This is a genomic window from Pseudoduganella sp. jia 12, from assembly GCF_055502675.1.
On record NZ_JBUXKP010000012.1, the window covers coordinates 172,046 to 197,498 of the forward strand.

At 65.8% G+C, this 25,453-nt stretch carries 15 protein-coding genes and 1 pseudogene; 5 read left to right on the forward strand and 11 right to left on the reverse strand.

Annotated elements, in window-relative coordinates; translation table 11 throughout:
* Window positions 1–15: 15 nt before the first annotated feature.
* Both ACY65G_RS24615 and ACY65G_RS24620 read right to left on the reverse strand, forming a co-directional pair.
* Window positions 16–1,284: a YeaH/YhbH family protein gene (locus ACY65G_RS24615; RefSeq protein WP_464999915.1), complete on the reverse strand. Its 1,269-nt coding sequence runs from the start codon at window positions 1,282–1,284 to the stop codon at window positions 16–18.
* A gap of 110 nt (window positions 1,285–1,394) precedes the next feature.
* A complete protein-coding gene (locus ACY65G_RS24620) occupies window positions 1,395–3,317 on the reverse strand; it encodes a PrkA family serine protein kinase (RefSeq protein ID WP_464999916.1) in 1,923 nt (640 codons plus the stop codon).
* A 557-nt stretch (window positions 3,318–3,874) separates the two neighbouring features.
* Between ACY65G_RS24620 and ACY65G_RS24625 the strand changes: the two genes are divergently transcribed.
* Window positions 3,875–4,888 (forward strand): adenosine deaminase, encoded by a 1,014-nt coding sequence (locus ACY65G_RS24625; protein ID WP_464999917.1) that lies wholly within the window; start codon window positions 3,875–3,877, stop codon window positions 4,886–4,888.
* A gap of 125 nt (window positions 4,889–5,013) precedes the next feature.
* On the forward strand, window positions 5,014–7,545 hold the full coding sequence (locus ACY65G_RS24630) for an ABC transporter permease (protein ID WP_464999918.1): 2,532 nt from the start codon (window positions 5,014–5,016) through the stop codon (window positions 7,543–7,545).
* Between the two features lie 115 nt (window positions 7,546–7,660).
* Here the strand turns inward: ACY65G_RS24630 and ACY65G_RS24635 are convergent, their stop codons facing one another.
* Together ACY65G_RS24635 and ACY65G_RS24640 are read right to left on the reverse strand one after the other, a co-directional pair.
* Complete coding sequence (locus ACY65G_RS24635; RefSeq protein WP_464999919.1) at window positions 7,661–8,665, reverse strand: response regulator; 1,005 nt, start codon at window positions 8,663–8,665, stop codon at window positions 7,661–7,663.
* Window positions 8,662–9,933 (reverse strand): sensor histidine kinase, encoded by a 1,272-nt coding sequence (locus ACY65G_RS24640; RefSeq protein WP_464999920.1) that lies wholly within the window; start codon window positions 9,931–9,933, stop codon window positions 8,662–8,664. The genes ACY65G_RS24635 and ACY65G_RS24640 overlap by 4 nt, the downstream gene beginning before the upstream one ends.
* A 123-nt stretch (window positions 9,934–10,056) precedes the next feature.
* On the opposite strand from ACY65G_RS24640, the gene ACY65G_RS24645 reads away from it, so the two are divergent.
* Together ACY65G_RS24645 and ACY65G_RS24650 are read left to right on the forward strand one after the other, a co-directional pair.
* Window positions 10,057–10,458, forward strand: a complete 402-nt coding sequence (locus ACY65G_RS24645) for a group II truncated hemoglobin (protein ID WP_464999921.1) — start codon at window positions 10,057–10,059, stop codon at window positions 10,456–10,458.
* Between the two features lie 22 nt (window positions 10,459–10,480).
* Window positions 10,481–11,749 carry a DNA recombination protein RmuC gene (locus tag ACY65G_RS24650; RefSeq protein WP_464999922.1) on the forward strand — a complete coding sequence of 423 codons (1,269 nt, stop codon included), beginning with the start codon at window positions 10,481–10,483 and terminating at the stop codon, window positions 11,747–11,749.
* 58 nt (window positions 11,750–11,807) lie between these two features.
* On the opposite strand, the gene ACY65G_RS24655 is transcribed toward ACY65G_RS24650, so the two are convergent.
* Both ACY65G_RS24655 and ACY65G_RS24660 read right to left on the reverse strand, forming a co-directional pair.
* Window positions 11,808–14,645: a hypothetical protein gene (locus ACY65G_RS24655; RefSeq protein WP_464999923.1), complete on the reverse strand. Its 2,838-nt coding sequence runs from the start codon at window positions 14,643–14,645 to the stop codon at window positions 11,808–11,810.
* Window positions 14,638–15,186, reverse strand: coding sequence for a PEP-CTERM sorting domain-containing protein (locus tag ACY65G_RS24660; RefSeq protein WP_464999924.1), 549 nt, complete (start codon window positions 15,184–15,186; stop codon window positions 14,638–14,640). Before ACY65G_RS24660 ends, ACY65G_RS24655 begins: the two co-directional genes overlap by 8 nt.
* A gap of 104 nt (window positions 15,187–15,290) precedes the next feature.
* Between ACY65G_RS24660 and ACY65G_RS24665 the strand changes: the two are divergent.
* Window positions 15,291–16,880: pseudogene (locus tag ACY65G_RS24665) on the forward strand (acyl CoA:acetate/3-ketoacid CoA transferase); the annotation flags it as partial.
* A gap of 50 nt (window positions 16,881–16,930) precedes the next feature.
* Here the strand turns inward: ACY65G_RS24665 and ACY65G_RS24670 are convergent.
* The 5 genes from ACY65G_RS24670 to ACY65G_RS24690 all read right to left on the reverse strand — a co-directional run bounded on the left by ACY65G_RS24670 (window position 16,931) and on the right by ACY65G_RS24690 (window position 25,228).
* A complete protein-coding gene (locus tag ACY65G_RS24670) occupies window positions 16,931–17,188 on the reverse strand; it encodes a hypothetical protein (RefSeq protein WP_464999925.1) in 258 nt (85 codons plus the stop codon).
* 78 nt (window positions 17,189–17,266) lie between these two features.
* Window positions 17,267–19,153 carry a molybdopterin molybdotransferase MoeA gene (moeA, locus tag ACY65G_RS24675; protein ID WP_464999926.1) on the reverse strand — a complete coding sequence of 629 codons (1,887 nt, stop codon included), beginning with the start codon at window positions 19,151–19,153 and terminating at the stop codon, window positions 17,267–17,269.
* An 84-nt stretch (window positions 19,154–19,237) separates the two neighbouring features.
* Entirely contained in the window at window positions 19,238–20,350 is a 1,113-nt protein-coding gene (moaA, locus tag ACY65G_RS24680; protein ID WP_464999927.1) for a GTP 3',8-cyclase MoaA, read from the reverse strand.
* 75 nt (window positions 20,351–20,425) lie between these two features.
* Window positions 20,426–21,802, reverse strand: a complete 1,377-nt coding sequence (chrA, locus tag ACY65G_RS24685; RefSeq protein ID WP_464999982.1) for a chromate efflux transporter — start codon at window positions 21,800–21,802, stop codon at window positions 20,426–20,428.
* A gap of 51 nt (window positions 21,803–21,853) precedes the next feature.
* Complete coding sequence (locus ACY65G_RS24690; RefSeq protein ID WP_464999928.1) at window positions 21,854–25,228, reverse strand: Rne/Rng family ribonuclease; 3,375 nt, start codon at window positions 25,226–25,228, stop codon at window positions 21,854–21,856.
* Window positions 25,229–25,453: the final 225 nt, after the last annotated feature.

The window sequence follows — 25,453 nt, forward strand, 5'->3', positions numbered from 1 at the left end:
GGGCGGGGTGGTTGACTATTTGGGCTGCTTTTTGAACAGTTCGCGGAATACCGGATAGATGTCGGCCGGCGTGACGATTTTCTGCATGGCGAAGTGCCGGTGGATCTCGGGCACCTGCGCATACTGCTCCCACAGATTCTGCGGCGGGCCGTCGGTGATTTCCACGTAGGTGTAGTACTGCACCTTCGGCATGATCGTATTGGCGAGCAGCTGGCGGCACAGCACCGAGTCGTTGTCCCAGTTGTCGCCATCGGATGCCTGGGCCACGTAGCTGTTCCACTGGCCGGCGCCGTAGCGCTCGTCGATGATCTTGTTCAACAGGTTCAGCGCCGACGACACCACGGTGCCGCCCGACTCGCGCGAGTGGAAGAACTCATGCTCGTCCACTTCGGCCGCCGCCGTGTGGTGCCGGATGAAGACCACTTCGATCTTGTCGTAGACCCGCTTCAGGAACAGGTACAGCAGGATGAAGAAACGCTTCGCGGTGTCCTTGCGCTGTTCATCCATCGAACCGGACACGTCCATGATGCAGAACATCACCGCCTGCGTCATGGGCTTGGGAATCTTGATGCGGTTGCTGTAGCGCAGGTCGAACGGGTCGATGTACGGAATCGCCAGCAGCTTCGTGTGCAGGTGGTGGATGCGCTTCTTCAGCTCGACGACACGGAAGTCGTCCAGCGGCACATCGGCCAGCAGCAGTGTTTCCAGTTCCAGTTCCGCTTCGGCCAGCGCCTTGCGCGACGGGCCGCCGACGGCGATGCGCCGGCCGAGCGCGCCGCGCAGGGAGCGCAGCACGTGGATATTGCTGGGCGTGCCGGACACGGTATACCCGGCGCGCTGGCTCTTGAAATCGGTGGTGGCTGTGAGCTGGGTCTTGACGAGGTTCGGCAGTTCGAGGTCTTCAAAGAAGTAATTCATGAATTCCTCGCGCGACAGTTCGAAGATGAAATCGTCTTCGGAAGTCTGGTCGCTGTTGCCCGCCTTGCCGCGGCCGGAACCGCCGCCGCCCTTGGGCCGGGCGATCTGGTCGCCCTTCTGGTATTCCTGGTTGCCGGGATTGACGACTTCCCATACGCCGCCGTGGGCGTGGCCGAAACTGGGCTCGTTCACGTCCTTGACGGGAATCGACACCTTCTCGCCATTTTCAATGTCGGTAATCGAACGGCCCTTGATGGCGCGCCCGACCGCGTCCTTGATCTGGGCCTTGTAGCGCCGCAGGAACCGTTCGCGGTTGACCGCGGACTTGTTCTTGCCTTGCAAACGTCTGTCGATGAGGTAACTCAAAAGAATCCTCCTGCGGTTGGGACCGCGCTCCCACCGAAAGGCGGGAGCGCGAAGCCCGGTACGGCTGTGAACCAGACTCGCTTGTTGAACCTATTATGGCACCGACAGCCTCAAGACGACTTCCGCACACGCAGATACCACTCGCACAGCAGCCGGACCTGCTTGGCGGTGTAGCCTTTTTCCACCATCCGGGCCACGAAGTCCGCATGCTTGTTGGCATCTTCCGCGCTGGCCTTGGCGTTGAACGAGATCACCGGCAACAGCTCTTCGGTGTTCGAGAACATCTTTTTCTCGATGACCGTGCGGAATTTCTCGTACGACGTCCATGCCGGATTCTTGCCGCCGTTGTTGGCCCGGGCACGCAGGCCGAAGTTGACGATCTCGTTGCGGAAATCCTTGGGATTGCTGATGCCGGCCGGCTTCTCGATCTTTTCCAGCTCGGCGTTCAGCGATTCGCGGTCGAAGCTTTCACCGGTATCCGGATCGCGGTATTCCTGGTCCTGGATCCAGAAGTCGGCGAACGTGACGTAGCGGTCGAAGATATTCTGGCCATATTCCGAATAGCTCTCCAGGTAGGCGGTCTGGATTTCCTTGCCGATGAAGTCCACGTAGCGCTGCGCCAGGTGCTCCTTAATATAGGAGAAGTATTTCTGTTCCGTCTCCGGCGGGAACTGTTCGCGCTCGACCTGCTGCTCGAGCACGTACAGCAGGTGCACCGGATTGGCCGCCACTTCGGTCGAGTCGAAGTTGAATACCTTCGACAGGATCTTGAAGGCAAAGCGGGTCGACAGGCCGTTCATGCCTTCGTCCACGCCAGCGTAATCGACATATTCGTGGATCGACTTCGCCTTCGGATCGGTATCCTTCAGGTTCTCGCCATCGTAGACCAGCATTTTCGAGAAGATCGACGAGTTCTCCGGTTCCTTCAGGCGCGACAGGATGGCGAACTGCGACATCATGCGCAGCGTGCCCGGCGCGCAGGGTGCCGCGGCCAGCGACGAGTTGCGCATCAGCTTGTCGTAGATCTTCACCTCGTCCGACACGCGCAGGCAATACGGCACCTTGACGATGTAGATACGGTCGAGGAATGCCTCGTTGTTGCGGTTGTTGCGGAAGCTTTTCCATTCCGATTCGTTCGAGTGGGCCAGCACCACGCCGTCGAACGGGATCGCGCCGAAGCCTTCCGTGCCCTTGTAGTTGCCTTCCTGCGTGGCCGTCAGCAGCGGGTGCAGCACCTTGATCGGGGCCTTGAACATCTCCACGAATTCCATCAGGCCCTGGTTCGCCAGGCACAGGCCGCCGGAGTAGCTGTAGGCATCGGGATCGTCCTGCGCGTAATCCTCGAGCTTGCGGATGTCGACCTTGCCGACCAGCGAGGAGATGTCCTGGTTGTTCTCGTCACCCGGTTCGGTTTTCGAAATCGCGATCTGCTTCAGGATCGACGGGTAGCGCTTGACCACGCGGAACTGGTTGATGTCGCCGTTGAACTCGTGCAGCCGCTTCACCGCCCACGGGCTGGGAATGCTGCGCAGGTAGCGGCGCGGGATGCCGTAGTCCTCTTCCAGGATCACGCCGTCTTCCGTTTCGTTGAACAGGCCGAGCGGCGATTCGTTGACGGGCGAACCCTTCAGGCAATAGAACGGCACCTGCTCCATCAGCGACTTCAGCTTTTCGGCGATCGACGATTTGCCGCCGCCCACGGGGCCCAGCAAGTACAGGATCTGCTTGCGTTCTTCCAGGCCCTGGGCCGCGTGACGGAAGTAGGACACCACCTGTTCGATCACTTCCTCCATGCCGTAGAACTCGCGGAAGGCGGGATAGATCTTGATGACCTTGTTGGCGAAGATGCGGGACAGCCGGGTATCGTTGCGCGTATCGACCAGCGTCGGTTCTCCGATCGCGGCCAGCATCCGCTCCGCCGCTGTCGCGTAAGTCAGGTGATCCTTCTTGCATAACTGCAGATATTCGGAAAGGGACATCTCCTCTTCCCGGGTGCGCTCGTACCGTGCTGCGTAAGTGTCAAAGATCGTCATGTGCGTGTCCTCTGATGAAAACCTACAAGTCACGGGATTCCGCCGTCGCTGCCGCGCCGCCAATCTTGTGGATGTGCGCGGCGGTTCGTCAGGCTCCCTTATTGCGGTCGGCAGTCGTCATGCAAGGCTGTCGGCCTGATCCTGGGTGCTGCTCCTTGGTTGTCCATGAATACTTTCAGCTTCTGGCTGTGGCACGCGTTGCGCGCGCCGTGAGCTGAGTTTCTTATATGCCGTGCGGTGGAAAGGTGCCGGCTTGCGTGTGTGTGCGCCGAAACGCATCTTACGCAGATGAAATTGATTATTGCGCTTATGGTGCGGGAAGTCAAAAGATTATCCAACATCGTCAATTTCATCTGTAAAACCATGATCCACAAGGGAAAACGCTCACACGCTTGATGCCACGCACGGCATTGTTGCCAATTCCTTCACGCTTGGCACCACAGTAGCATGGTTGTTCAAGCTGTGCTGAGGACCATGCAAACCGTGCGCCAGGGCAGGGATTCAAAAAAGATTTGATCTTGCGATAAGATGCGCTTTACCAGGAACAAAGGACACCAATGAACACCCAAATCCGCCATATCGTGCAGAACATGCCGAAAGCCGAACTGCACATCCACATCGAAGGTTCGCTGGAACCCGAACTGATCTTCGCGCTGGCGCAGCGCAACGGCGTGCAGCTCGCGTATCCGTCCGTGGATGCCCTGCGCGCGGCCTACGCATTCAAGGACCTGCAATCGTTCCTGGACATTTACTATGCCGGCGCCAGCGTGCTGCTCAAGGAGCAGGATTTCTACGACATGACAGCCGCCTACCTGGCGCGCGCCAAGGCCGACCACGTGCGCCACGCCGAGATCTTCTTCGATCCGCAAACGCACACGTCGCGCGGCGTGCCGATGGGCGACGTGATCAGCGGTATCCACCGGGCCTGCGCCGACAGCGATGTGTCGGCCACGCTGATCCTGTGCTTCCTGCGCCACCTGTCCGAGGAAGACGCGCTGGCCACGCTGGAGGCGGCGCTGCCGTACCGCGACAAGTTCATCGGCGTGGGCCTCGATTCTTCCGAGGTCGGCCATCCGCCGGAAAAGTTCACCCGCGTCTTCGCGCGCGCCCGCGAACTGGGCCTGCACCTGGTGGCGCATGCCGGCGAGGAGGGCCCGCCCGCCTACATCTGGTCGGCGCTGGACGTGCTGCACGTGGAGCGCATCGACCATGGCGTGCGCTGCCTGGAAGACGCCGAACTCACGCGCCGCCTGGCCGCCGAGAAAATGGCCCTCACGGTGTGCCCGCTGTCGAACGTCAAGCTGCGCGTCTTCGATGACATGGGCAAGCACAACCTGCTGTCGCTGCTCGACGCCGGCATCGTGGTGACGATCAATTCGGACGACCCGGCCTACTTCGGCGGCTACCTGAACGAGAACTACCTGGCCACGTTCGACTCGCTGCCGCTCGGCCTGCAGCATGCGCACGAGCTGGCGAAGAACGGTTTCGCCGCCTCGTTCCTGCCGGCGGAGCAGAAGCAGAAGTTCCTCGATGAAGTGGATGCGTATTTCTCGGCGTTCGACGTCGTTTAACGCGCTTGTCGCGATCAAATTTCACCCCAACGCCGTCACCCTGGGGTCAGACCCGGCGGGTCTGACCCCGGCCCCTGCCTTGGGGTTGAATGCGGGCAGCGGCACTCATACCGGATAAGAAAACCATGTTCCTCCAGGCCCTCCGCATGACCGCGCGCGACTGGCGCGCCGGCCAGTTGCGCTTCCTGCTGGTTGCGCTGATCGTCGCCGTCGCCGCGCTGTCGGCGGCCGGCTTCTTCATCGACCGGCTGCGCGCCGGCCTGAATCGCGACGCACACCAGCTGCTGGGGGCCGATCTCGTGATCGCCGGCGACCAGCAGATCGCCGATGCCTGGCGTGACGAAGCGAGGCGCCGCGGCCTCCTGCTGGCCGATACGGCCGTCTTCCCCAGCATGGCGCAGGCCGGCGAAGGCGAGGCCGCGCAATCGGTGCTGGCCTCGCTGAAGGCCGTCGGCGCCGGGTATCCGCTGCGTGGCCGCGTGAAGGTCACGACCGATCCGGAGCAGGCCAACGACAGCGTGGGCACGCCGGCGCCCGACATTCCGGCGCCGGGCACCGTGTGGATCGACGCAGCCGTGCTGCGCGCGCTGAACGCGAAGGTCGGCGACGCGGTGCGGGTGGGCGACGCCACCTTCCGCGTCGCGCAGCTCATCGCCGCCGAGCCGGATCGCGGCACCGGCTTCATCAACTTCGCGCCGCGCGTGATGCTGCGCCATGACGAGCTGGCGAAAACCAACCTGGTGCAGACCGGCTCGCGCATCACGTACCGGCTGCTGGTCGCGGGGCAGGGGCCGGACGGCCGCGCCGCGGTGCAAGAATTCAACGACTGGGTACGCGGCGAGATCAATGCCGGCAAGGCGCGCAACATCCGCATCGACACGCTGGAAGAAGGCCGCCCGGAAATGCGTGAAACGCTGGAGCGCGCCGACCGCTTCCTGTCGCTGGTGGGGTTGCTGTCGGCGATGCTGGCCGCCGTGGCGGTGGCCATGGCGGCACGCCGCTTCATGCTGCGCAACCTCGATGCGTGCGCCATGCTGCGCTGCCTGGGCCTGACGCAGAACCAGGTCACGGCCATCTACCTGATCGAATTCCTGCTGGTGGGGCTGGCGGGCAGCGTGATCGGCGTGCTGGTGGGCTTCGGCAGCCACTTCGTGCTGCTCGAGCTGCTGGGGCGCCTGGTGCAGGCCGACCTGCCGCCGGTATCGATCGTGCCGGCGCTGCAGGGGCTGGCCACCGGCATGCTGCTGCTGGCCGGCTTCGCGCTGCCGCCGATCCTGCAACTGCGCAACGTGCCGCACAACCGGGTGATCCGTCGCGAGCAGGCGCCGCCCCAGCCGATGGCGCTGGCCACATATGGCCTCGGCCTGGCCGCGTTCGTCGTGCTGCTGCTGTGGCAGGCCGGCGACCTGAAGCTGGCGCTGTACACGGCGCTCGGCTTCGTGGGCGCGTTCGGCGTGTTCGCACTGGCCGGCTACGGCGGCCTCGCCGCATTGAAGTCGCTGCGCACGTCGCTCAAGCACCCGGCGTGGCGCTTTGCCGTCACGTCGCTGCAGCGCCGCCCCGGCGCCACCGTGGTGCAGGTGGTATCGCTTGCCCTGGGCCTGATGGCGCTGCTGGTGCTCACGATCGTGCGCGACGACCTGATGTCGTCCTGGCGCAATGCCACGCCGCCCGATGCGCCGAACCACTTCGTCATCAACATCCAGCCGGACCAGAAGGACGAAATCGCCGGCAAGCTGCGTACCGGCGGCGCGCTGGAAGCGCCGCTGTACCCGATGATCCGCGGCCGGCTGACGGGCGTCAACGGCAAGCCGGTGACGCCCGCCACCTACCCGGAAGGGCGCGCGCGCAACCTGGCCGAGCGCGAATTCAACCTGTCGACAATGGCCGACATGCCCTCCCAGAACCGGCTCACGGCGGGCAAGTGGTTCGACGATGCGCCCGGCAGCGCCGAAGCGTCCGTCGAGGAAGGGCTGGCAAAGACGCTGGGCCTGAAACTGGGCGACACGATGCGGTTCGATATCGCCGGCTCGCCGGTGGAAGCGAAGATCACCAGCCTGCGCAAGCTGGAGTGGGGCTCGATGCGGGTGAATTTCTTCGTCATCATCAATCCGCGCGCCATGGCCGACACGCCGCAAACGTGGATCACCTCGTTCCACCTGCCGAAGAAATCGGCCGCGCTGGGCACGCAGCTGTCGCGCGACTACCCGAACCTGACGGTGATCGACGTGGGCGGCGTGCTGCGCCAGATCCAGTCCGTGCTCGACCAAGTGATCCAGGCGGTGGAATTCCTGTTCGGTTTCACGCTCGCTTCCGGCCTGCTGGTGCTGTATGCCGCCCTGATGGGCTCGCAGGATGAGCGCACCCGCGAATCGGGCCTGCTGCGCGCGCTGGGCGCCACCCGGCGCCAGCTGTCGCGCGCGCAGATGATCGAGTTCCTGCTCGTGGGCTCGCTGGCCGGCCTGCTGGCCGCCACCGGCGCCGCCGCGATGGGCTGGGGACTGGCAACCTACCAGTTCAAGTTCGACTGGGTGTTCAGCCCCACGGCCTGGCTGGCCGGTGTGGTGGTGGGCGCCATGTGCGCCGCGATCGGCGGCTGGCTCGGGTTGCGCAATGTGCTGCGGCAACCGCCGCTTCAAACGCTGCGGGAGGCGTAGTCGTCAGCGTAATGGTGTCGGACGTCTTTCCGAGCGGGTTATCCGGAAGAAGTGTCGGACACCGTTTTTCTGCCGAGGTATCAAAAGGCAGGCGAACACCGGTGCCGGACACTTTTCACGCCGCCAGGTAGGCATCGGCCTGCCGGTCATTCAGGAACTGCTCGAACGGCGCGGGCGGCGAGGCCAGGTAGTGTTCGGGAAAGTCGAACAGCGCCCAGTAATACTTCTCGCGGCCCATGCACACCTGCGGCGCGCGGCAGTGGCGGTGCCACTCGTCGCCCGCTTCGGTCGAATACATGCCGTCGCCGGGCGGAAAGAACGGCAGCACGCGCCGTTCCGAGAGCGCCAGCAGCAGCGAATGGGGCGCATCGTTGTCGCGCGCCACCTCGTACTGGGCGCACATGCCCTGTTCCGTCTCGATGACCATCAGCTTGGCCCGGCCGTAGCGGTCGAGGAACAGGATGCCGGCCGGGCCCGGATACAGGTAGTGCTCCACGAAGCCATGGCGGCGGTACAGGTCCTGCACCACCGCGGCCATCGCCTGGCAGCGCAGGAAGCTGAAGTCGTGCAGGGCCAGCATGTCCCCCAGCGTTTGCGTGTAGTCGAGGAAGAAGGCGCGCTGCATGCTGACGATTTCGACTTCCAGCCGGTCGAGCGCATCGTCGTCGCTTTTCTTGATGTAGCGGTCGATCAGGCCGCGGTTGAACGCGTCCACGGCGATCTTTTCATCCGCCGCCCCCGTAAACAGGATCTTCTTGGTCGGCAGGTGCTGCAGCGCTTCGCAGAATTCCACGCCGTTCATCTGCGGCATCGAGTAGTCGACGACGAGCACGGATGGGATCGTGAAGCGCATCGGCTGCTCGCACACGCGGTGGATGCGCCGCATGTCGACCGCCACGTTGGGCTGGTCGGGCGACTGGTTCAGGCTGTCGAAGTCCACGTGCAGGGGCAGGTCTTCGCGCCGCGTGCTGCGCGCGAACCAGTCCAGCGCCACCGCCGTGTCGTGGAAGGTCTTGCTCGGCAAAAGCGGGTCGAGCTGGAACGTCAGGCTTTTCAGGAACGAATCGCTGTCGTCCACCAGCACGACCGTGGTCGGATGGGAAAGGATCGGAAGTCTCATGAGTCACCTGATGGCGGGGTGCGCGGAGTCGGGAATTCCAGCACGAAGATCGAGTAGGCGTGCTCGCGCGACACGCAGCGGATATCGGCGTTCCATGCGCGCATGATCTGCCGGCACAGGGCGAGCCCGATGCCGGTGCCGTTGTGCGCGGGGTAGGCGTAGAAGCGCTGGAAGATCAGCGGCAGGCGGCGCGCGGCGATGCCGCAGGCCGTGTCGATGAACAGCAGCCTGGGGGATTTGCGGTTGCCGTCGACAACGATGCGCACGCGGCCCTTGCCGGCGCGGTGGATGGCCTTCAGCGCATTGCGCAGCAGGTTGAGCAGGATGACCACCGTGAGCTCGTGCTGGCCGGCAAAGCGGAAATTGCCGCGCACCTCCACCGTGACCGCATCGCTCTGGTCCGGGCCCGTGAACGGATAGCGGCGCAGCACGGATTGCACGGCGTCGGCCATCGACACCGTTTCGAACGGCTCATGGCGGCGCCGCACCGCGTTGGCCGACAGCAGGAACAGGTCGATCAGGTGGTTCATGTGGCGCACTTCGTAATGCACGCGCGACATCGCATCGCGGACATCGTCCGGCTGGCCGGCTGGCAGCGCTCCCAGCATCCGCGTCAGGCCGCGCACATTCGCTTCCATGCTCGCCAGCGGCGTGCGCATCTCGTGCGCCACGGCGCCCAGGCCTTCGCCCAGGCCCGCCATCTTTTCCTGCTCCAGCGCCACGCGGGAAAAACGGGCCAGCCCCAGCAGCAGGACGATTAGCCCGTGCACGGGCAACTGCTGCAGCACGCCCGCCGACAGGATCACGTCACCCTTGCCTTGCAGGATGACGCACAGGCCGGCGAGCAGGGTGCCGGTCGCATAGCAGCGCAGCGCCAGTTTCGTCGGAAAATGGAACAGGCCCACGATCATCACGGTCAGGCACTGTGTCCACGCGCCGGCGGCGCCGTTCATCATGAACATGTAGGCACCGTAGAACGGCAGCACGAAGGTGAGCGCGAACGGCACGTACAGCTCGCACCAGCGGGTGTGGTAGCGCGCCGCGGCAATGCCGGCCACGCCCAGCAGCGTGCCCAGCACCCGGAGAGCCAGGCTTTCGTAGGGTTGCGGGAACACCCACGTGAACATCACGAAATAGAGGGGGTGGAGGATGACGCTGAGCCAACCCAGCACAAAGGCCTGGATGGCCGCGCGTTCACCGCCGCGGTGGCGCCGCGCCAGCCGGCCGATGAAGCCGCCGACCGCGCGTTCGATTGCATCGTGACGCATGGCTGTGTAAATGGCTCGAAACAAGCAACCATCTTCCTACCAAACCCAGCCATGTTGAGCGGTATCGCATGGGGAATTGATTTGGATCAATCAGCTTACGTGCAGTGCGCTATCATTGTGACTATGACTGAATCACGTACCGAATCCACGACCCTTTACGAGGTCATCGGCGGCGCTGAAAAGCTCCGCGAGATGGTCGACCGTTTCTACGACCTGATGGAACTGGAACCGGAATTCGCCGGCATCCGCGCCATGCACCCGCCCGCCACGGACGGCTCGCGCGACAAACTGTACTGGTTCCTCACCGGCTGGATGGGCGGCCCCGACCTGTACCAGGAGCAGTTCGGCCACCCGCGGCTGCGCGCCCGGCACCTGCCGTTCCCGGTCGGCAGCAGCGAGCGCGACCAGTGGCTGCGCGCGATGGCCTGGGCAATGGAAGACGTGGGCATTGCCGAAGACCTGCGCCTGCGCCTCATGCAATCGTTCTACCAGACCGCGGACTGGATGCGCAATAAAGCCGACTGAGCCGACAAGGGCGCCCTGAACCATGGAAATCTACGCCTTGCTGGCGCTCGCCATCGCGATCCTCGCGGTGCAGATCGTCATTCTCCTTCGTGGTAACAACGGCAACGCGGGACAGGGTGCCGACATCGCCGAACGCCTGGAACGGGTCGAGCGCGAAGTGCGCATGCAATTGCAGGCCACCGCCCAGGCCCAGCGGCAGGAAATGAGCCACACCCTCGCCCAATCTCATGCCGCCACCGTCCAGCAGCTCGACGGCATGCGCCGCCAGATCGAAGTGCTGACGGAATCGAACGCGCGCCGCATGGCCGAAGTGCGCGCCACGCTGGAAACGCGCATCCGCGACCTGCAGGCCGACAACTCCGCACGCCTGGAAGAGATGCGCCAGACCGTCGATGAAAAGCTGCATGCCACGCTGGAATCGCGGCTCACGGAATCGTTCAGGCAGGTATCGGACCGGCTGGAACGCGTGCACCAGGGCCTGGGCGAGATGCAGCAGCTCGCGCTGGGCGTGGGCGACCTGAAACGCGTGCTCACGAACGTCAAAACGCGCGGCACGTGGGGTGAAGTGCAGCTCGAAATGCTGCTCGAGCAAGTGCTGACGCCCGACCAGTATGCTAAAAATGTCGAAACGGTGGCCGGCACGAATGCGCGTGTCGAATTCGCGCTGAAACTGCCGGGCCAGAAGGAGGGCGGGCCGCCGGTGTGGATGCCGATCGACGCCAAGTTCCCGAAGGAGCAGTATGAACGCCTGCTGGAAGCGGCAGAGCGGGCCGATGCCGACGGCGTGGCGCTGGCCGGCCGCGAACTGGAACGGGCCGTGCGCAACGAAGCGAAAACCATCGCGGACAAGTACGTATGCCCGCCGCAGACGACCGATTTCGCCATCCTGTTCCTGCCGACCGAAGGGCTGTATGCGGAAGTGATGCGGCGCCCGGGCCTGGCGGACGAACTGCAGCGCGTGAACCGCATCAGCATCGCCGGCCCATCCACGCTGACGGCGCTGCTGAACAGCCTGCAGATGGGGTTCCGGACGCTGGCGCTGGAAAAGCGCTCGTCCGAGGTGTGGCAGGTGCTGGGCGCCGTGAAAACGGAGTTCGGCAAGTTCGGCGACGTGCTGGCGGCCACGAAGACCACGCTGGAACGGGCGGCGAAAAACATCGAGTCGGCGGAAGTGCGCAGCCGCCAGATGGCGAAGAAACTGAAATCCGTCGAGGCGCTGCCGGCCGAGGCGGCGGAACTGCTGCTGGGCCGGCAGGCGGACCTGGCAACGAGCGGCGAACTGCCGGACTGACCGCGCGCCGGCCATGCATGGCATGCGGCACCGGTTTTCCAGCGCCGCCCGGCTGCCTTTACGGGTGCAGCGACATCATGAGGTGCCAGTGATGCAGGTGGCCGCCGCTCGTGTGGACTGTCGGCGGCCGATTCCATTTGGTAATCCCTGGAATGAGCGTCTCGTCACCGGCAGCGAACTTGCCATTGATTAATGCCACCTTGATGAACTTCTTGCCGATATAGATCTTGCGGGTATAACTCGTGGTGGCTTCGGCTTCGAGCATGGCCCGGTTTGCCGTGATCCAGGCCTGCAATGCGGCCAGCTTGGGCTTTTGCGCTGCATTGCTGGCCACTTCCTGGGCGGCGGCCTGGATCAGCGCCTTGATGTGCTTGCCGTCGCCGTGGCCGCCCAGCTCGTCCGAGTAACCACCTTGTCCATCGGCATAGCGGATGTCGATGGTCTGGCCGTCGTTGTGCCCCGCATGGCCGAGGATCGAACGGCCCCCCGGGGTTTGCGCCACGTGCATGCCGCTGATGTCGTCGAACCGGTAGGGGCGCGCAAGCAGCCAGTCGATCACCTGGCGCGTGGCCCACGAATCGCCGCCGACATCGTGCGGCGCGTTGTACCGCCGGGTATCGAGCGGCGCAAACGTGGCCGCGAGGTAGAGCGGAATGAAGGCGCTCTTGCCGTCGAATGTCACCTGTCCGCCTTTTCTCGGGTTTGATTCCTTTTCGGAACCATCGACGACGCCACGCAAGCGCACTGTCGCCGTGACCTTGCCGGCGACGGTATCGCCGGGGAAGGGCGGCAGGGACAGGCGCGGGAACGTGAGCTTGCCCGGCGTTTTCACATGCGGCTGGTCGAGCAGGTTCACGCTGCTCAAGCGCGGTTGCAGGGGATCGGACGACACACCGACATGCACTTCGGTGATCGTGGCATTCGCTGGCGTATAGCGTATTTCCAGTGGCAGCGTGTGGGTGGCGTCGGCCGCCGTCCTCTGGATCGACAGGTAGGGCCCCGGGATGCTCACGATGTCGCCTGAGCTGTCGGTCGGGTTGGCCGGATCCAGGACGGGGTTGCCGCTGGCGTTGGGGGACATGAACCGGGCACTGGAGACCTGCAGGTCCGTGCAGCCCAGCGTCAGCTCCACGGTGGTGGTGGTCGGCAGTTCACCATCGCCGATATTGGTGGCACTGACCTTGCCGCCGATCGTCAGCGCGCCCGCAGTGGTCTGCTCGCGCACGTCGACGCACTGGCTGCGCGTGATCGTGGGCTGGTGATAATGGGAGTCGTTGACGGAACCGTTCGCCAACAGGCTGACTCCCGGCAGGCCGCTCACCGAGTAGGACCAGGTATCGTTGTACTCGCTGTGCTGCGAGGTGTAATAGGGATACTCTTCGGTAAACACCGAGACCTGTACGTTGACTCCCTGCGTTCCCTGCGGTACCGGGAAGGAAACCGGTACCGATACGGTCTCGTCCTGCGCCCCCGCGACTGCCGAGAACACGGTGGCGCCAGCCGCAAGGGCGGGCTGCCGCTGCCCGCCGCGAACCGCCTGGCGTGGCGGTGGCGGCGCGCCATCCTGTATGACGCTGCTGGCCGCGTAGAAGGCCGGGCCTCGCGCCCCGCCAGCCGCGGTTTCCTGGCCAGGCAGGGCGTAGACGATGGTCACGGTCGCTTCGGTGGTCGTGTCGTAGATGGCCGTGCTGACGCTGGTGACATCCGGATTGTCGAGCTCGACCAGCGTGAGCTGGTAGGTGTCGGGAATCACGTCGACGAAGCCGAATTCGCCCCTGTAGTTGATGGGGCTGGCAACGCGCTGTCCGGCGTTATATCCGGCCAGCAAAATGGTCTTGTCCTGCAGGGAGGTCACGGGCGCACCGTTGCTGTCCACGATCCTGCCCAGCAGCTGTGCGCCGCGATGGGCCGCCAGCACATCGTAGCTGGCGGCAAACATGCCATCCTTCGAGACGAAATTGAGCGCCAACGCGAGCGGGCCGACCGGCAGGGCGGCCAGCAGTTGTTCCCGTGCCGTGCCGCTGATCGAAAACGTGGCGGTTGCGCGATCGAAGGTCCAGTAGTCGTGCAGCGCGATCCGCGCGCCATTGCGCCCGGTCGCCGTGCCGATGCTGTCGTCGGCGAGGTCGAGGCCCGCACTGTCGGCCAGGCGGAAAGCGATATCCCCGCCGGTCAGCGCAGTGAGCCAGAACCCCGTCAGCTCCAGTGCCGGCGCGGCTGCCGGCGGATTGCCATCCTCGCCCGGCTCCTCGTAGGCCGCCGGCGCCGTCGGGCGCAGGGTGCGGACCGTCACATCCAGCACAGTGTTGACGCCGTCGCCGCGCACCGTTATCCGGCCCCGCTGTTCCGAGCCGCTGTCACCGGGCGTCGCGAAGCGCAGCGTGCCATCCCTGAGCAAGGCCTCGCCGATGGCGCCGGACGTGGTGACGGTCGCGCCCGAAGCAGGCAATCCCAGGTCGGCGGCGGCCAGGACCACCAGGTCCGCCGGCTTCACCGGATCGAGTTCGACGAGCGTCGCGGTGGCGAACGACCATGCCAGGCCGGTGGGATCGAACTGCACCGTGCGGTCGTGGCGGATCACGATGTGATCGCGGCCGGGTGCCGCCGTGCCCTGGGGCGCGATGTTGCCCAACGCGACACTGCCGTCGACGATCGCTGTACCGGACGGTACCGCGACGAGCGTCGCCACCACGTCGGCCCCTTCTTCGCTGCCGTCATTGCGGACCCAGATGCGGTAGGTGTATTCGAACACCGTGCGGGAAACCCTTCGCTCGCCCACATTCTCGATGCTCGTGACGGTAAACCGGTCCTCCGCCTGCGCCAGGGCTGGCGCCGCCAGGCACGCGAATGCGGCCAGCACAGCCAGGCCGAAGCGGCGGGTCATGTGCCTAGACATGGCAGACCTCCGTTTCATGCCGCTTGCCGGCGGCGACGCGGCGCCGCGCCAGCAGCAGAACGCCGAGGCCCGAGAGCAGCAGCCATGTGGCTTCCGGCTCGGGAACGGGCGTCGTCATGCCGATTTCCAGTGTAGCGAAGGTGACCGGGTCGACGAATGTGAACAACTGGGCGCCAGGCACGCTGCCGGCGAGGTAAGTGAACTCGACCGTGAAGATGGCGCTGTCGCCGGGGGTGATCCCACCCGTGATGGCGAGCCCGTCGAGAAAGCCGGCCGCCGGCAAATGCACGTCCGGTTGTATCAGCAGCAAGTCCCATCCGGGCGGCCCGTCGGCAGCCAGCAGCGTGCCGACCAGGTTCACGTCGAACAGGATGGTGAATTCCTCGATCGGACCGGGCAGGATGGCATTGGTGACGACGTACTCGTAGCGCCACCGGTCGTCGGACAAAGGCGTGACGGCATAGCTGACCGCGGCATGCGCCATGTTGATGCCGGCTAACAGGCCAGTCAGGAAAACCGTGCAACATTTATGGAATTTCATTGCATACTCCCCTGCAGATCCGCGGACATTGAGTGACGCAGATTGCATGCCACAAGCCGGTTTGACGGTTTTATCAACGGCTTGCGCGCGCGGCGCTGTTTACGATGACCCGATATGTAAAGTTTTCCGACAAACCCGATCAGGAGCAGCGCATGCGTAACAAGGTCGTCAGTGCCCAGGAGGCAGCCGGCAGGATCCACGATGGCGATACGGTGGCAACCGGCGGCTTCGTCGGCGTGGGCTTCGCGGAAAACATCGCCATCGCCCTCGAGCGGCGCTTCACGTCCCAGGGCGTTCCCCGCGACCTGACGCTGCTGTACGCGGCCGGGCAGGGCGACGGCGGCGAGCGGGGCCTGAACCACTTTGGCCACGAAGGCCTGGTCAGGCGCGTGATCGGCGGCCACTGGGGCCTGGTGCCGAAGCTGCAGCACCTCGCCATCGACAACCGCATCGAAGCCTACAACCTGCCGCAAGGCGTGATCAGCCAGCTGTTCCGCGACACGGCCGCCGGCAAACCCGGCCTGCTCACGCACGTGGGGCTCGGCACCTTCGTCGACCCGCGCCATGGCGGCGGCAAGGTGAATGGCCGCACGGTCGAGAACCTGGTCGAGCTGACGACGATCGGCGGCCGGGAATGGCTGTTCTACAAATCGATTCCCGTGGACGTGGCGATCATCCGCGGCACCACGGCCGACAGCGCCGGCAACGTGACGATGGAGCGCGAAGCGCTCACGCTCGAAGCGCTGGCGATCGCGATGGCCGCGCACAACAGCGGCGGCATCGTTATCGTGCAGGTCGAGCGGCTGGCTGCCAGCGGCACGCTGCCGCCGCGCCAGGTGCGCATCCCCGGCATCCTCGTCGATTGCGTGGTCGTTGCCGAGAAGCCGGAATACCACATGCAAACCTTCGGCACGCCCTACGATGCCGCATTCGCCGGCGAATTGCGCGTGCCGCTCGACGGCATCGCCCCCATGCCGCTGTCCGCCCGCAAGGTGATCGCCCGCCGCGCGCTGCTGGAGCTGTCCGACGGCAACGTCGTCAACCTCGGCATCGGCATGCCGGAAGGCGTGGCGGCCGTCGCGGCCGAGGAGGGCATGCTCGACCGTTTCACGCTGACGGCCGAACCGGGCGTGATCGGCGGCATGCCGGCCGGCGGCCTGGATTTCGGCGCCACCGTCAATCCGGACGCCGTCATCGACCAGCCCTACCAGTTCGATTTCTACGACGGCGGCGGCCTCGACGTGGCCATCCTCGGCCTGGCGCAGGCCGACCGGCAGGGCAACCTGAACGTGAGCAAGTTCGGCCGCAAGCTGGCCGGCGCCGGCGGCTTCATCAACATCAGCCAGAGTGCCCGCAAGGTGGTGTTCATCGGCACCTTCACGGCCGGCGCGCTGGAAGTGGCGATCGGCGACGGCGGCCTGCGCATCGTGCGCGAAGGCGAGTCGCGCAAGTTCGTGCACGAGGTCGAGCACCGCACCTACAGCGGCGCCGTCGCCCTCGAGCGCGGGCAGGAGGCGCTGTTCGTCACGGAGCGGTGCGTGTTCCGGCTGACGCCGCAGGGGCTGGAACTGGTCGAGGTGGCGCCGGGCATCGATATCGAACGCGATATCCTGGCGCGGATGGATTTCGTGCCGCGCATTGCCGATGTGGTGAAACCGATGGATGCGCGGCTGTTCGGCGAAGGGGCGATGGGGCCGGGCGCCGGACGTTGACCTCCCGGCCTGGCTCTGGACGAGTCAGCTGTTCACCGCAAGAGCAAGGCAAACATCCCGACAAGGAATACCCCGATCCCGATGATGGCGGACAAGCCCAGCGTCCAGGTTTCCATACGCGATACCAGTTTGCCGCTCCCTACTGCCGCCGTGATCACCCAGATGCCCATCGACGCCGAGCTGAGGCGAAGTCCAGGCTCCACGTCGTGGACGGCAGGAAGAATGAAAAATAGCCACATCAGGAACATCAGTCCGGCTGCCGAGGTCGCTGCGGAGAAACAGGCTTTCATGTGCTGTGGCATTCGACGGGATCATCCCCCTGATGCTACCAGACCGGCATCGCTGAAAATCCTCGCATTCTCACGGCATCAGACCAGCCCTTCGAACATCAGCACCTCCACCGGTTCCCCGGCAGCCACGTTGCCCCGCTCATCCGGCAGCACGACGATGCAGTTCGCCTCCGTCATCGAGCGCAGGATGCCGGAACCCTGAGCGCCGGTGATCCGCACTTCGCGGGTGCCGTTTGCGGCAACGGACAGCACGCCGCGCTGGAATTCGGTGCGGCCCTGGCGCTTGCGGATCGGTTCAGCGGAGCACGCCTGCACCAGCAGGTCGGCCGGCGCTTCGGCGCCCATCATGCGCAGCAGGGCGGGGCGGGCGAAGAAGTAGAACGACACCATCACGGCCACGGGATTGCCCGGCAGGCCGAACAGGAACGCCTCGTGGCCCTCGGCGCCGATGCGGCCGAACGCCATCGGGCGGCCGGGGCGCATGCCGATCGTCCAGAACGCCACCTCGCCCAGTCTGGCCATGATGTCGCGCGTGTAGTCGGCGGCGCCGGCCGAGACGCCGCCGGAGGTGACGATGGCGTCCGCGCTCTGGCACGCGTCGCGCAGCGCCGCTTCCAGCGCCGCGGGGTCGTCCTTCACGATGCCCATGTCCACCAGTTCGCAGCCCAGGCGGGTGAGCATGCCGAACAGCGTGTAACGGTTGCTGTCGTACACGCAGCCCTGCGCCAGCGGTTCGCCGACCGAGCGCAGTTCGTCGCCAGTGGAAAAGAACGCCACACGCAGCCGGCGCCGCACCGGCACTTCGGCGATGCCGAGCGAGGCGATCAGGCCCAGGTCGGCAGGGCGCACGAGCTTGCCGGCCACGAGGGCCGGGCGGCCCGCCATCAGGTCTTCGCCGGCCAGGCGGCGGTTGTCGCCGGTGCGCACGCTGCGCGGGGCGATCGTCACGCAGTCGTCCTCGATGCCTTCGGCGCGCTCCTGCGGCAGCACCGTATCGCAACCGGCCGGCATCACGGCGCCCGTCATGATGCGCAGGCACTGGCCGGGGCCGGGCTGCAGGCCGGACGGGCGGCCGGCGAAATCGGTGCCGATCACCTTCAGCTTCGTCGGATGGTCCGGCGACAGCTGGGCGCCGGCGAATGCAAAGCCATCCATCGCCGAATTGTCGTGCGCCGGCACGCTGATGGGAGAGATCATGTCCTCGGCCAGCACGCGGCCCAGCGCGGCGCGCAGTGCCACTTTTTCCACGCCGCGCACGGGGCGCACGAACTGTTCGATGACTTCGCGCGCACGCCGTACCGGCATCGCGCGGGGATCGACATCGCACGTGAGATCGTGCAGGCGTTGCGCGCGGTCTTCGCGCCGCAGCTCTTCGGGGGTGTTGATGTTACGGAACGCCGCGGCATCGTTGAACAGCACTTCGGCCACCTTCAGGCCGTCGTGCCAGCCATCCATCTTGCGCCCGCCGCCCGCCAGGTAGGCGTCCAGGCGGGGCAGCACGTTTGCTTTCATCAGCCCGAATACCGGATGCGGCTGCTTGCGTGCCGCGCCGGCCTCGTCCGCCTCCATCGTCACGGCCAGCGCCACGTCCGCATCCTGCGCCAGCAGCGCGTCGCGCAGCCGCTGCACCAGGTCTTCCGGCAGGAAAGGCGAATCGCATGGCACGGTCGCGAGCAGCGGCGTGGTGCATTGACGCAGGCCCGCCTGCAAACCGGCAAGCGGGCCTGCGAAACCCGTCAGTTCATCGGCAAGCACATTCGCCTGCCAATGCGTCCCCAGCGCCTCATAGGCTTCGCGGCTGCGATTGGCGCTGATTGCCACCGCTGCCACCTGCGGGGCAAAGCGGCGCAGCACGTGCGCGACCAGTGTCGCACCGCGGAACGGCTGCAGGCCCTTGTCCACGTTGCCCATGCGGCTGCCGCGGCCGCCCGCCAGGACCAGGCCGCTGATGTCGTTGTCGCTCAACTTACCTCCCAGTTTTCATCCGCCACGCATTGCCCGCTTGCATTACCCATCTCGCATTGCCCGCCTCGCATTGTCCACCTCGCATCACCCGCCGATGTAGGACATCTCGACCTTGCGCGCGGCGCTGCCGGACAGCCCATCCGTATTGATGGTACGCAACTCCGAATAGCGGTCGCCGCGCGCCCGCCACAGCGCGCCGACCGCGGCGGCCAGCTCTGCGTCGCTGTGGCCGTCGCGCAGCAGGGCGCGCAGGTCGTGGCCCTGGGTGGCGAACAGGCAGGTGTACAGCTTGCCCTCGGTGGACAGGCGTGCCCGCGTGCAGTCCCGGCAGAACGCCTGCGTGACGCTGGAAATGACGCCCACCTCGCCGCCGCCATCGGCATAGCGCCAGCGCGCCGCCGTCTCGCCCGTGTAATTCGGGTCCACCTGCACCAGCGGCAGTTCGGCGCCGATGCGGCGGACGATCTCGGCCGATGGGATCACATCCTTCATGTTCCAGCCGTTCGATGCGCCCACGTCCATGAATTCGATGAAGCGCAGGATGTGCGGGGTACCGTGGAAGTGCCGCGCCATCGGCAGCAGCTCCTGTTCGTTGGTGCCGGCCTTGACCACCATGTTCACCTTGATTGGCCCCAGGCCGGCATCATGGGCGGCCTCGATGCCTTCGAGCACGTCGGAGACGGCGAAATCGACATCGTTCATCGCGCGGAACGTGGCATCGTCGAGTGCATCGAGCGATACGGTCACCCGCTGCAGGCCGGCGGCCTTCAGCGATTTCGCCTTGCGCGCCAGCAGCGAGCCGTTGGTGGTCAGCGTCAGGTCGAGCGGCTTGCCGTCGACGGTGCGCAGCGCGGCCAGCATCTCGATCAGCCGTTCGATGTTCTTGCGCAGCAGCGGCTCGCCGCCGGTCAGCCGGATCTTCTCGACACCATGGGCAACGAACTGGCGCGCCAGGCGCGTGATTTCCTCGAACGTCAGCAGCGACGAGTGGGGCAGGTACTGGTAATCCTTGTCGAACACTTCCTTCGGCATGCAGTACACGCAGCGGAAGTTGCAGCGGTCGGTGATCGAGATGCGCAGGTCGCGCAGGGGCCGCGCCAGGCGGTCGCGCACTTCGCCGGTGGGCGCCTCGATCGTGGCGGGGATGGCCGGCGGCCGGCTGCGGCCGTCGGACAGGATGATGATTTTTTCGGTCATTGCAAGTATTACCCGGTTCGCAGCATGGAGCTGCCATATCCAAACCAAGCCAAACTAAGCCAAACTTGGCCAGACTTAACTAAACTGTACTAAAGCGTTGATTTCATTAGCGTAATGTAGCACGAGGCCAGCGATTGCACAGGCGCCGAGCAACTTCAAGGGGCCGGTTTGCCAGCGCAGCAACGCCCATGCCGCCAGCATGGCAATCGCCAGCGCCGCCCAGTCCCAGCGCCCGCCGGCGTAAAAGACATGCCCGCCGAAAAACACGGCCAGGCTGGCGATCACGCCAACGACGGCCGCCGAGATCGCCGTCAGCGGTGCCGTCATGCCGATATTGCCGCGCGTGGCTTCCACCAGCGGGGCGCCGGCCAGGATGAAGATGAACGACGGCACGAACGTAAACCAGGCCGCCACCACCGCGCCGGCCACGCCGGACATGGCCGGATCGCCCAGCACCATGCTGCGCCAGCCGCCGACAAAGCCCACGAACGCATTCACCATGATCAGCGGGCCGGGCGTGGTTTCGCCCAGGGCCAGGCCGTCGATCATCTGGGCCGGCGTGAGCCAGCCATAGGTTTCGACGCCACCCTGGTACACATACGGCAACACCGCATAGGCGCCGCCGAACGTCAGCAGCGCCGCCTTGGTGAAGAACCAGCCCATCTGCGCGAGCGGATTGTACAGGCCCGTGAGCACGGCCACCGCCCCCCAGCTGCCGGCCATGAGGACAACGCCTGCCGCGCACGCCGCCAGCAGCTTGCTCCAGGTGAAGCGGGCATGCGGCGGCGTGGGCGTGTCGTCGTCGATCACGGCCGGGCCATGGCTCGCCAACGCCTTGCCGTGGCCCGGCATGCCCGGAACGAATGCCGCGTGCCGCAGCCGCCCGCCCAGCCAGCCGAGCATGGCGGCAGCCAGCACGATGGCGGGGAAGGGCACGTCCACCAGGATGGCCAGGAACGCGGCACAGGCAAGGCCCGCCAGCAAGCCGTTGCGCAGCGTGCGCCGGCCGATGCGCCAGGTGGCCGCCAGCACGAGTGCCACCACCGCCGGTTTGATGCCATACAGCACGGCCGCGATGGCGGGCAAGTGGCCGAAGGCCAGGTAGACCCATGCCAGTCCGATCAGGATCAGCAGCGACGGCAGCACGAACAGCGTGCCGGCCAGGATGCCGCCGCGCGCCCGGTGCAGCAGCCAGCCGATATAGACGGCCAGCTGCGTGGCTTCCGGCCCCGGCAGCAGCATGCAATAGTTCAGCGCATGCAGGAAGCGCTGCTCGGAAATCCAGCGTCGCCGCTCGACGAGCTCGGCATGCATCAGCGCGATCTGGCCGGCCGGCCCGCCAAAGCTGATGAAACCCAGCTTCAGCCAGTAACGCAATGCGCTCGACAGGGAAGGAGTTGGCGTCGGGGTTGGCGTCGAGGGTGGCGTCGGGGTTGGCGTCGGGGTTGGCATCATAAGCGAAAAAAAAGGGAAGCCGTGGCTTCCCTTTTTGCCGGCTGAAGATCAGCGTCGGGTATCCACCTGCACCAGCGGCTCGTCCGCCACCGGCGGCGCGGGCTTGCGGGTGCGGCGCACGCGCACCGGTGCCTCTTCATGCGCGGCCGCTTCCTGGGCGGCGCGCAGCTTGGCCGGATCGGTCGCGGCCATTTGCAGGCCGGCAGCTTCCAGGATCGATTGCAGGTCCGTCGCCGCAGCGGCAGGCTGTGCCGGAGCAGCAGCTGGAGCTGGAGCAGGAGCAGGAGCAGGAGCAGGAGCAGGAGCAGTGGCTTCCACGGCGGCTTGCTGCGTCACCGGCTCGGCAACCGGGATCGGCTGGGTTGCCACGGCTTCGGCGGCAACCGCCTCGGCTGTTGCAATCTCGGCGGCGGCAGGCACGACGATGGCGGTTTCCGTGACGGGCACGACATCCGCGACGACTGGCGTTTCGGCTGGCGCAGCCTGCGAGGCCACCTCCGGCAACGGCTCGGCAGCCGGCGCTTGCACGATTTCCGCTTCGGCGGGCTCGATGGCCACCGCTGCGGCTGCCTCGGCCGTTACCGGCGGCAGCGTTTCCGCGGCCGGTGCCTGCACGATTTCCGCTTCGGCGGGTTCGATCGCAACGGTAGCGGCTGGCGCTTCCGCTGTTGCCGTTACCGGCAGCGCTTCGGCGGCTGGCGCCTGGACGATTTCCGCTTCGGCAGGCTCGACAGCAACCGGCTGCGTTGCCGCCACGCCGGCCGTGGCCGCTTGCACCTCGGCCGCAGCGGCGCCCTGGACTGGCTCCGCAGCAACAGGCGCCTGCTCGACAGCGTCGATCGCGGCGGCAGCCACCGGCTCAGCCGCAGCCGCAGCCGTCACAACCGGCGTCTCTGCAGGCTTGGCGGCTTCTTCGCGAGCGATCGCCTGTGCTTCCTCGGCGACGACGGTGGCGGTAACGGCCTTGATGGTGTCGCCATCGGCCGCGGTGCTGCCGAACTCGTCGCCGGATTCGATACCGTCGATCCCTTCGGCGCCTTCGCGTTCGCGGCGGTTACGGTTGCGGCCACCACGGCGGCGGCGGCGGCGCGGCTCGTCGCCGCCTTCGCCCGCTTCCAGGTCGTCGCTATCCGGCCCCGTATTGCCAAGCGGTTTCACCAGGCCTGGTGTTTCGGCAAATGGCGCGACGGATGGCGCAGCGGCTGGTGCGATGGTGCTGGTACTGGTGCCGGTGCCCGTGCCGACAGGGCCGACACCGGCCGCGGCCAGCGCGAGTTCGTCGGCCTTGGCTTCGGCAGGCTGCGCTTTCGGTTCACGCTGCTCGCGCGGTTCGCGCGGCGGGCGGGCTTCGCGGGGCTCGCGCTGCGGGCGTTCCGCCCGTTCCGGGCGCTCGGCACGCTCGGCTCGCGGCGCCACGGCGCCTTCGGCCGTTTCCACTTTCTCGCCCGCCTTGTCGGCGAACTTCTCCAGCTTTTCACGCGGCTCGCGCGGCGGGCGCGGCGGCCGTGCCGGGCGTGCTTCCGCCGCCGGCTTGACGGCCTCGTCGCGGGCACCCGGTTCGCGTTCCTTCGGGCCGCGCGGATTGCGGCCACGCGGGCCACGGCCATTCTTGTCGGCGCGCTCGGCCGGTGCAACGACCGGCTTCGAAACGATGGCCGGGGCGGCCGGCGGTGCCGGTTCCTCGGTCTTGCCGGTGAAGAACGACACCAGTTTCGAGAAGAAACCTTTTTCAGCCGGGGCAGGGGCGGCGACCGGGGCCGGGGCCACGACCGGTTTGACCGCTTCCGGTGCCGGCGTGCGGTCCACGATCGGTGCCGGCTGGCTTGGGGTGATCGTCTTGACGACGGCTTCCTGGCGCGGCTTCTGCTCTTCCTTCTGGCGCTTGGCGAAGCCCATGTCGGTTTCCGCCTGCTCGGCCATCGAATAGCTGGCCGGCGCTTCTTCCAGGCGCGGATCGTCGTGCTTGATGCGCTCGAGCTTGTAGTGCGGCGTGTCGAGGTGCTTGTTCGGCACCAGGATCACGGTGATGCGGTGGCGGTTCTCGATCTTGAGCACTTCGCCGCGCTTCTCGTTGAGCAGGAAGGCGGCCACGTCGACCGGCACCTGCACGTGGATCGCGGCGCTGTTTTCCTTCATCGCCTCTTCCTGGATGATGCGCAGCACCTGCAGGGCGGACGATTCGGTATCGCGGATGTGGCCGGTGCCGGAGCAGCGCGGGCACGTCACGTGCGAACCTTCGGACAGCGAAGGGCGCAGGCGCTGGCGCGACAGCTCCATCAGGCCGAAGCGGGAAATCTTGCCCATCTGCACGCGCGCACGGTCGTGGTGCAGCGCATCCTTCAGGCGCTGTTCCACTTCACGCTGGTTCTTCGACACTTCCATGTCGATGAAGTCGATCACGATCAGGCCGCCCAGGTCGCGCAGGCGCAGCTGGCGGGCCACTTCCTCGGCCGCTTCGCAGTTGGTGTTGAACGCGGTGGTTTCGATATCGGAACCGCGGGTGGCGCGCGCCGAGTTGACGTCGACGGACACCAGCGCTTCGGTGTGGTCGATCACGATGGCGCCGCCGGACGGCAGCGGCACGGTGCGGCTGTAGGCCGTTTCGATCTGGTGTTCGATCTGGAAGCGCGAGAACAGCGGCACGTCGTCGCTGTAGCGCTTCACGCGGTGCACCATATCGGGCATCACGTGGCTCATGAACTGGTGCGCCTGTTCGTAGATCTCGTCCGTATCGATCAGGATCTCGCCGATATCGGGCTGGTAATAATCGCGGATGGCGCGGATCACGAGCGACGATTCCTGGTAGATCAGGAAGGCGCCGGATGCCGACTTGGACGCGCCTTCGATCGCGCGCCACAGCTGCATCAGATAATTCAGGTCCCACTGCAGTTCATCGACATTGCGGCCGATGCCGGCGGTGCGGGCGATCACGGACATGCCCTGCGGCAAATCGAGCTTGTCCATCGTTTCGCGCAGTTCCTGGCGCTCCTCGCCCTCGACACGGCGCGATACGCCGCCGCCGCGCGGGTTGTTCGGCATCAGCACCAGGTAGCGGCCGGCCAGGGAGATGAACGAGGTGAGGGCGGCGCCCTTGTTGCCGCGTTCTTCCTTCTCTACCTGGACAACGATCTCCTGGCCTTCGCGCAGCGCTTCCTTGATCGTGGCGTTGCGCACGTCGCAGCCTTCACGGAAGTAGCTGCGGGCCACTTCCTTGAATGGCAGAAAACCGTGGCGGTCTTCGCCATAGCTGACGAAGCAGGCTTCCAGCGACGGTTCGATGCGGGTGATGACGCCTTTGTAGATGTTGGACTTGCGTTGCTCGCGTCCAGCGGTTTCGATGTCGATGTCGATCAGTTTCTGACCATCGACAATGGCTACGCGCAGCTCTTCCTGCTGCGTAGCGTTGAACAACATGCGTTTCATTTTTTATTTGACTCCGCGACCCTTCGGTCGAGTTAAGCCGCCCGCGAGGGCGGCAACCGTACAAGGATATACGCGGGAATCAGGGAGGCTGCGGGGAAATGCCTCGTCGTGCGGCAGCGCGCAGGCGCAGCTGCCACAGTGGGCGCATGATGCTGATCGTCATGCCGAGTTCGCACCACCTGCAACTCATCCTGTCCGGCCCCATCGCTGTGGTGGGGCCGCGGA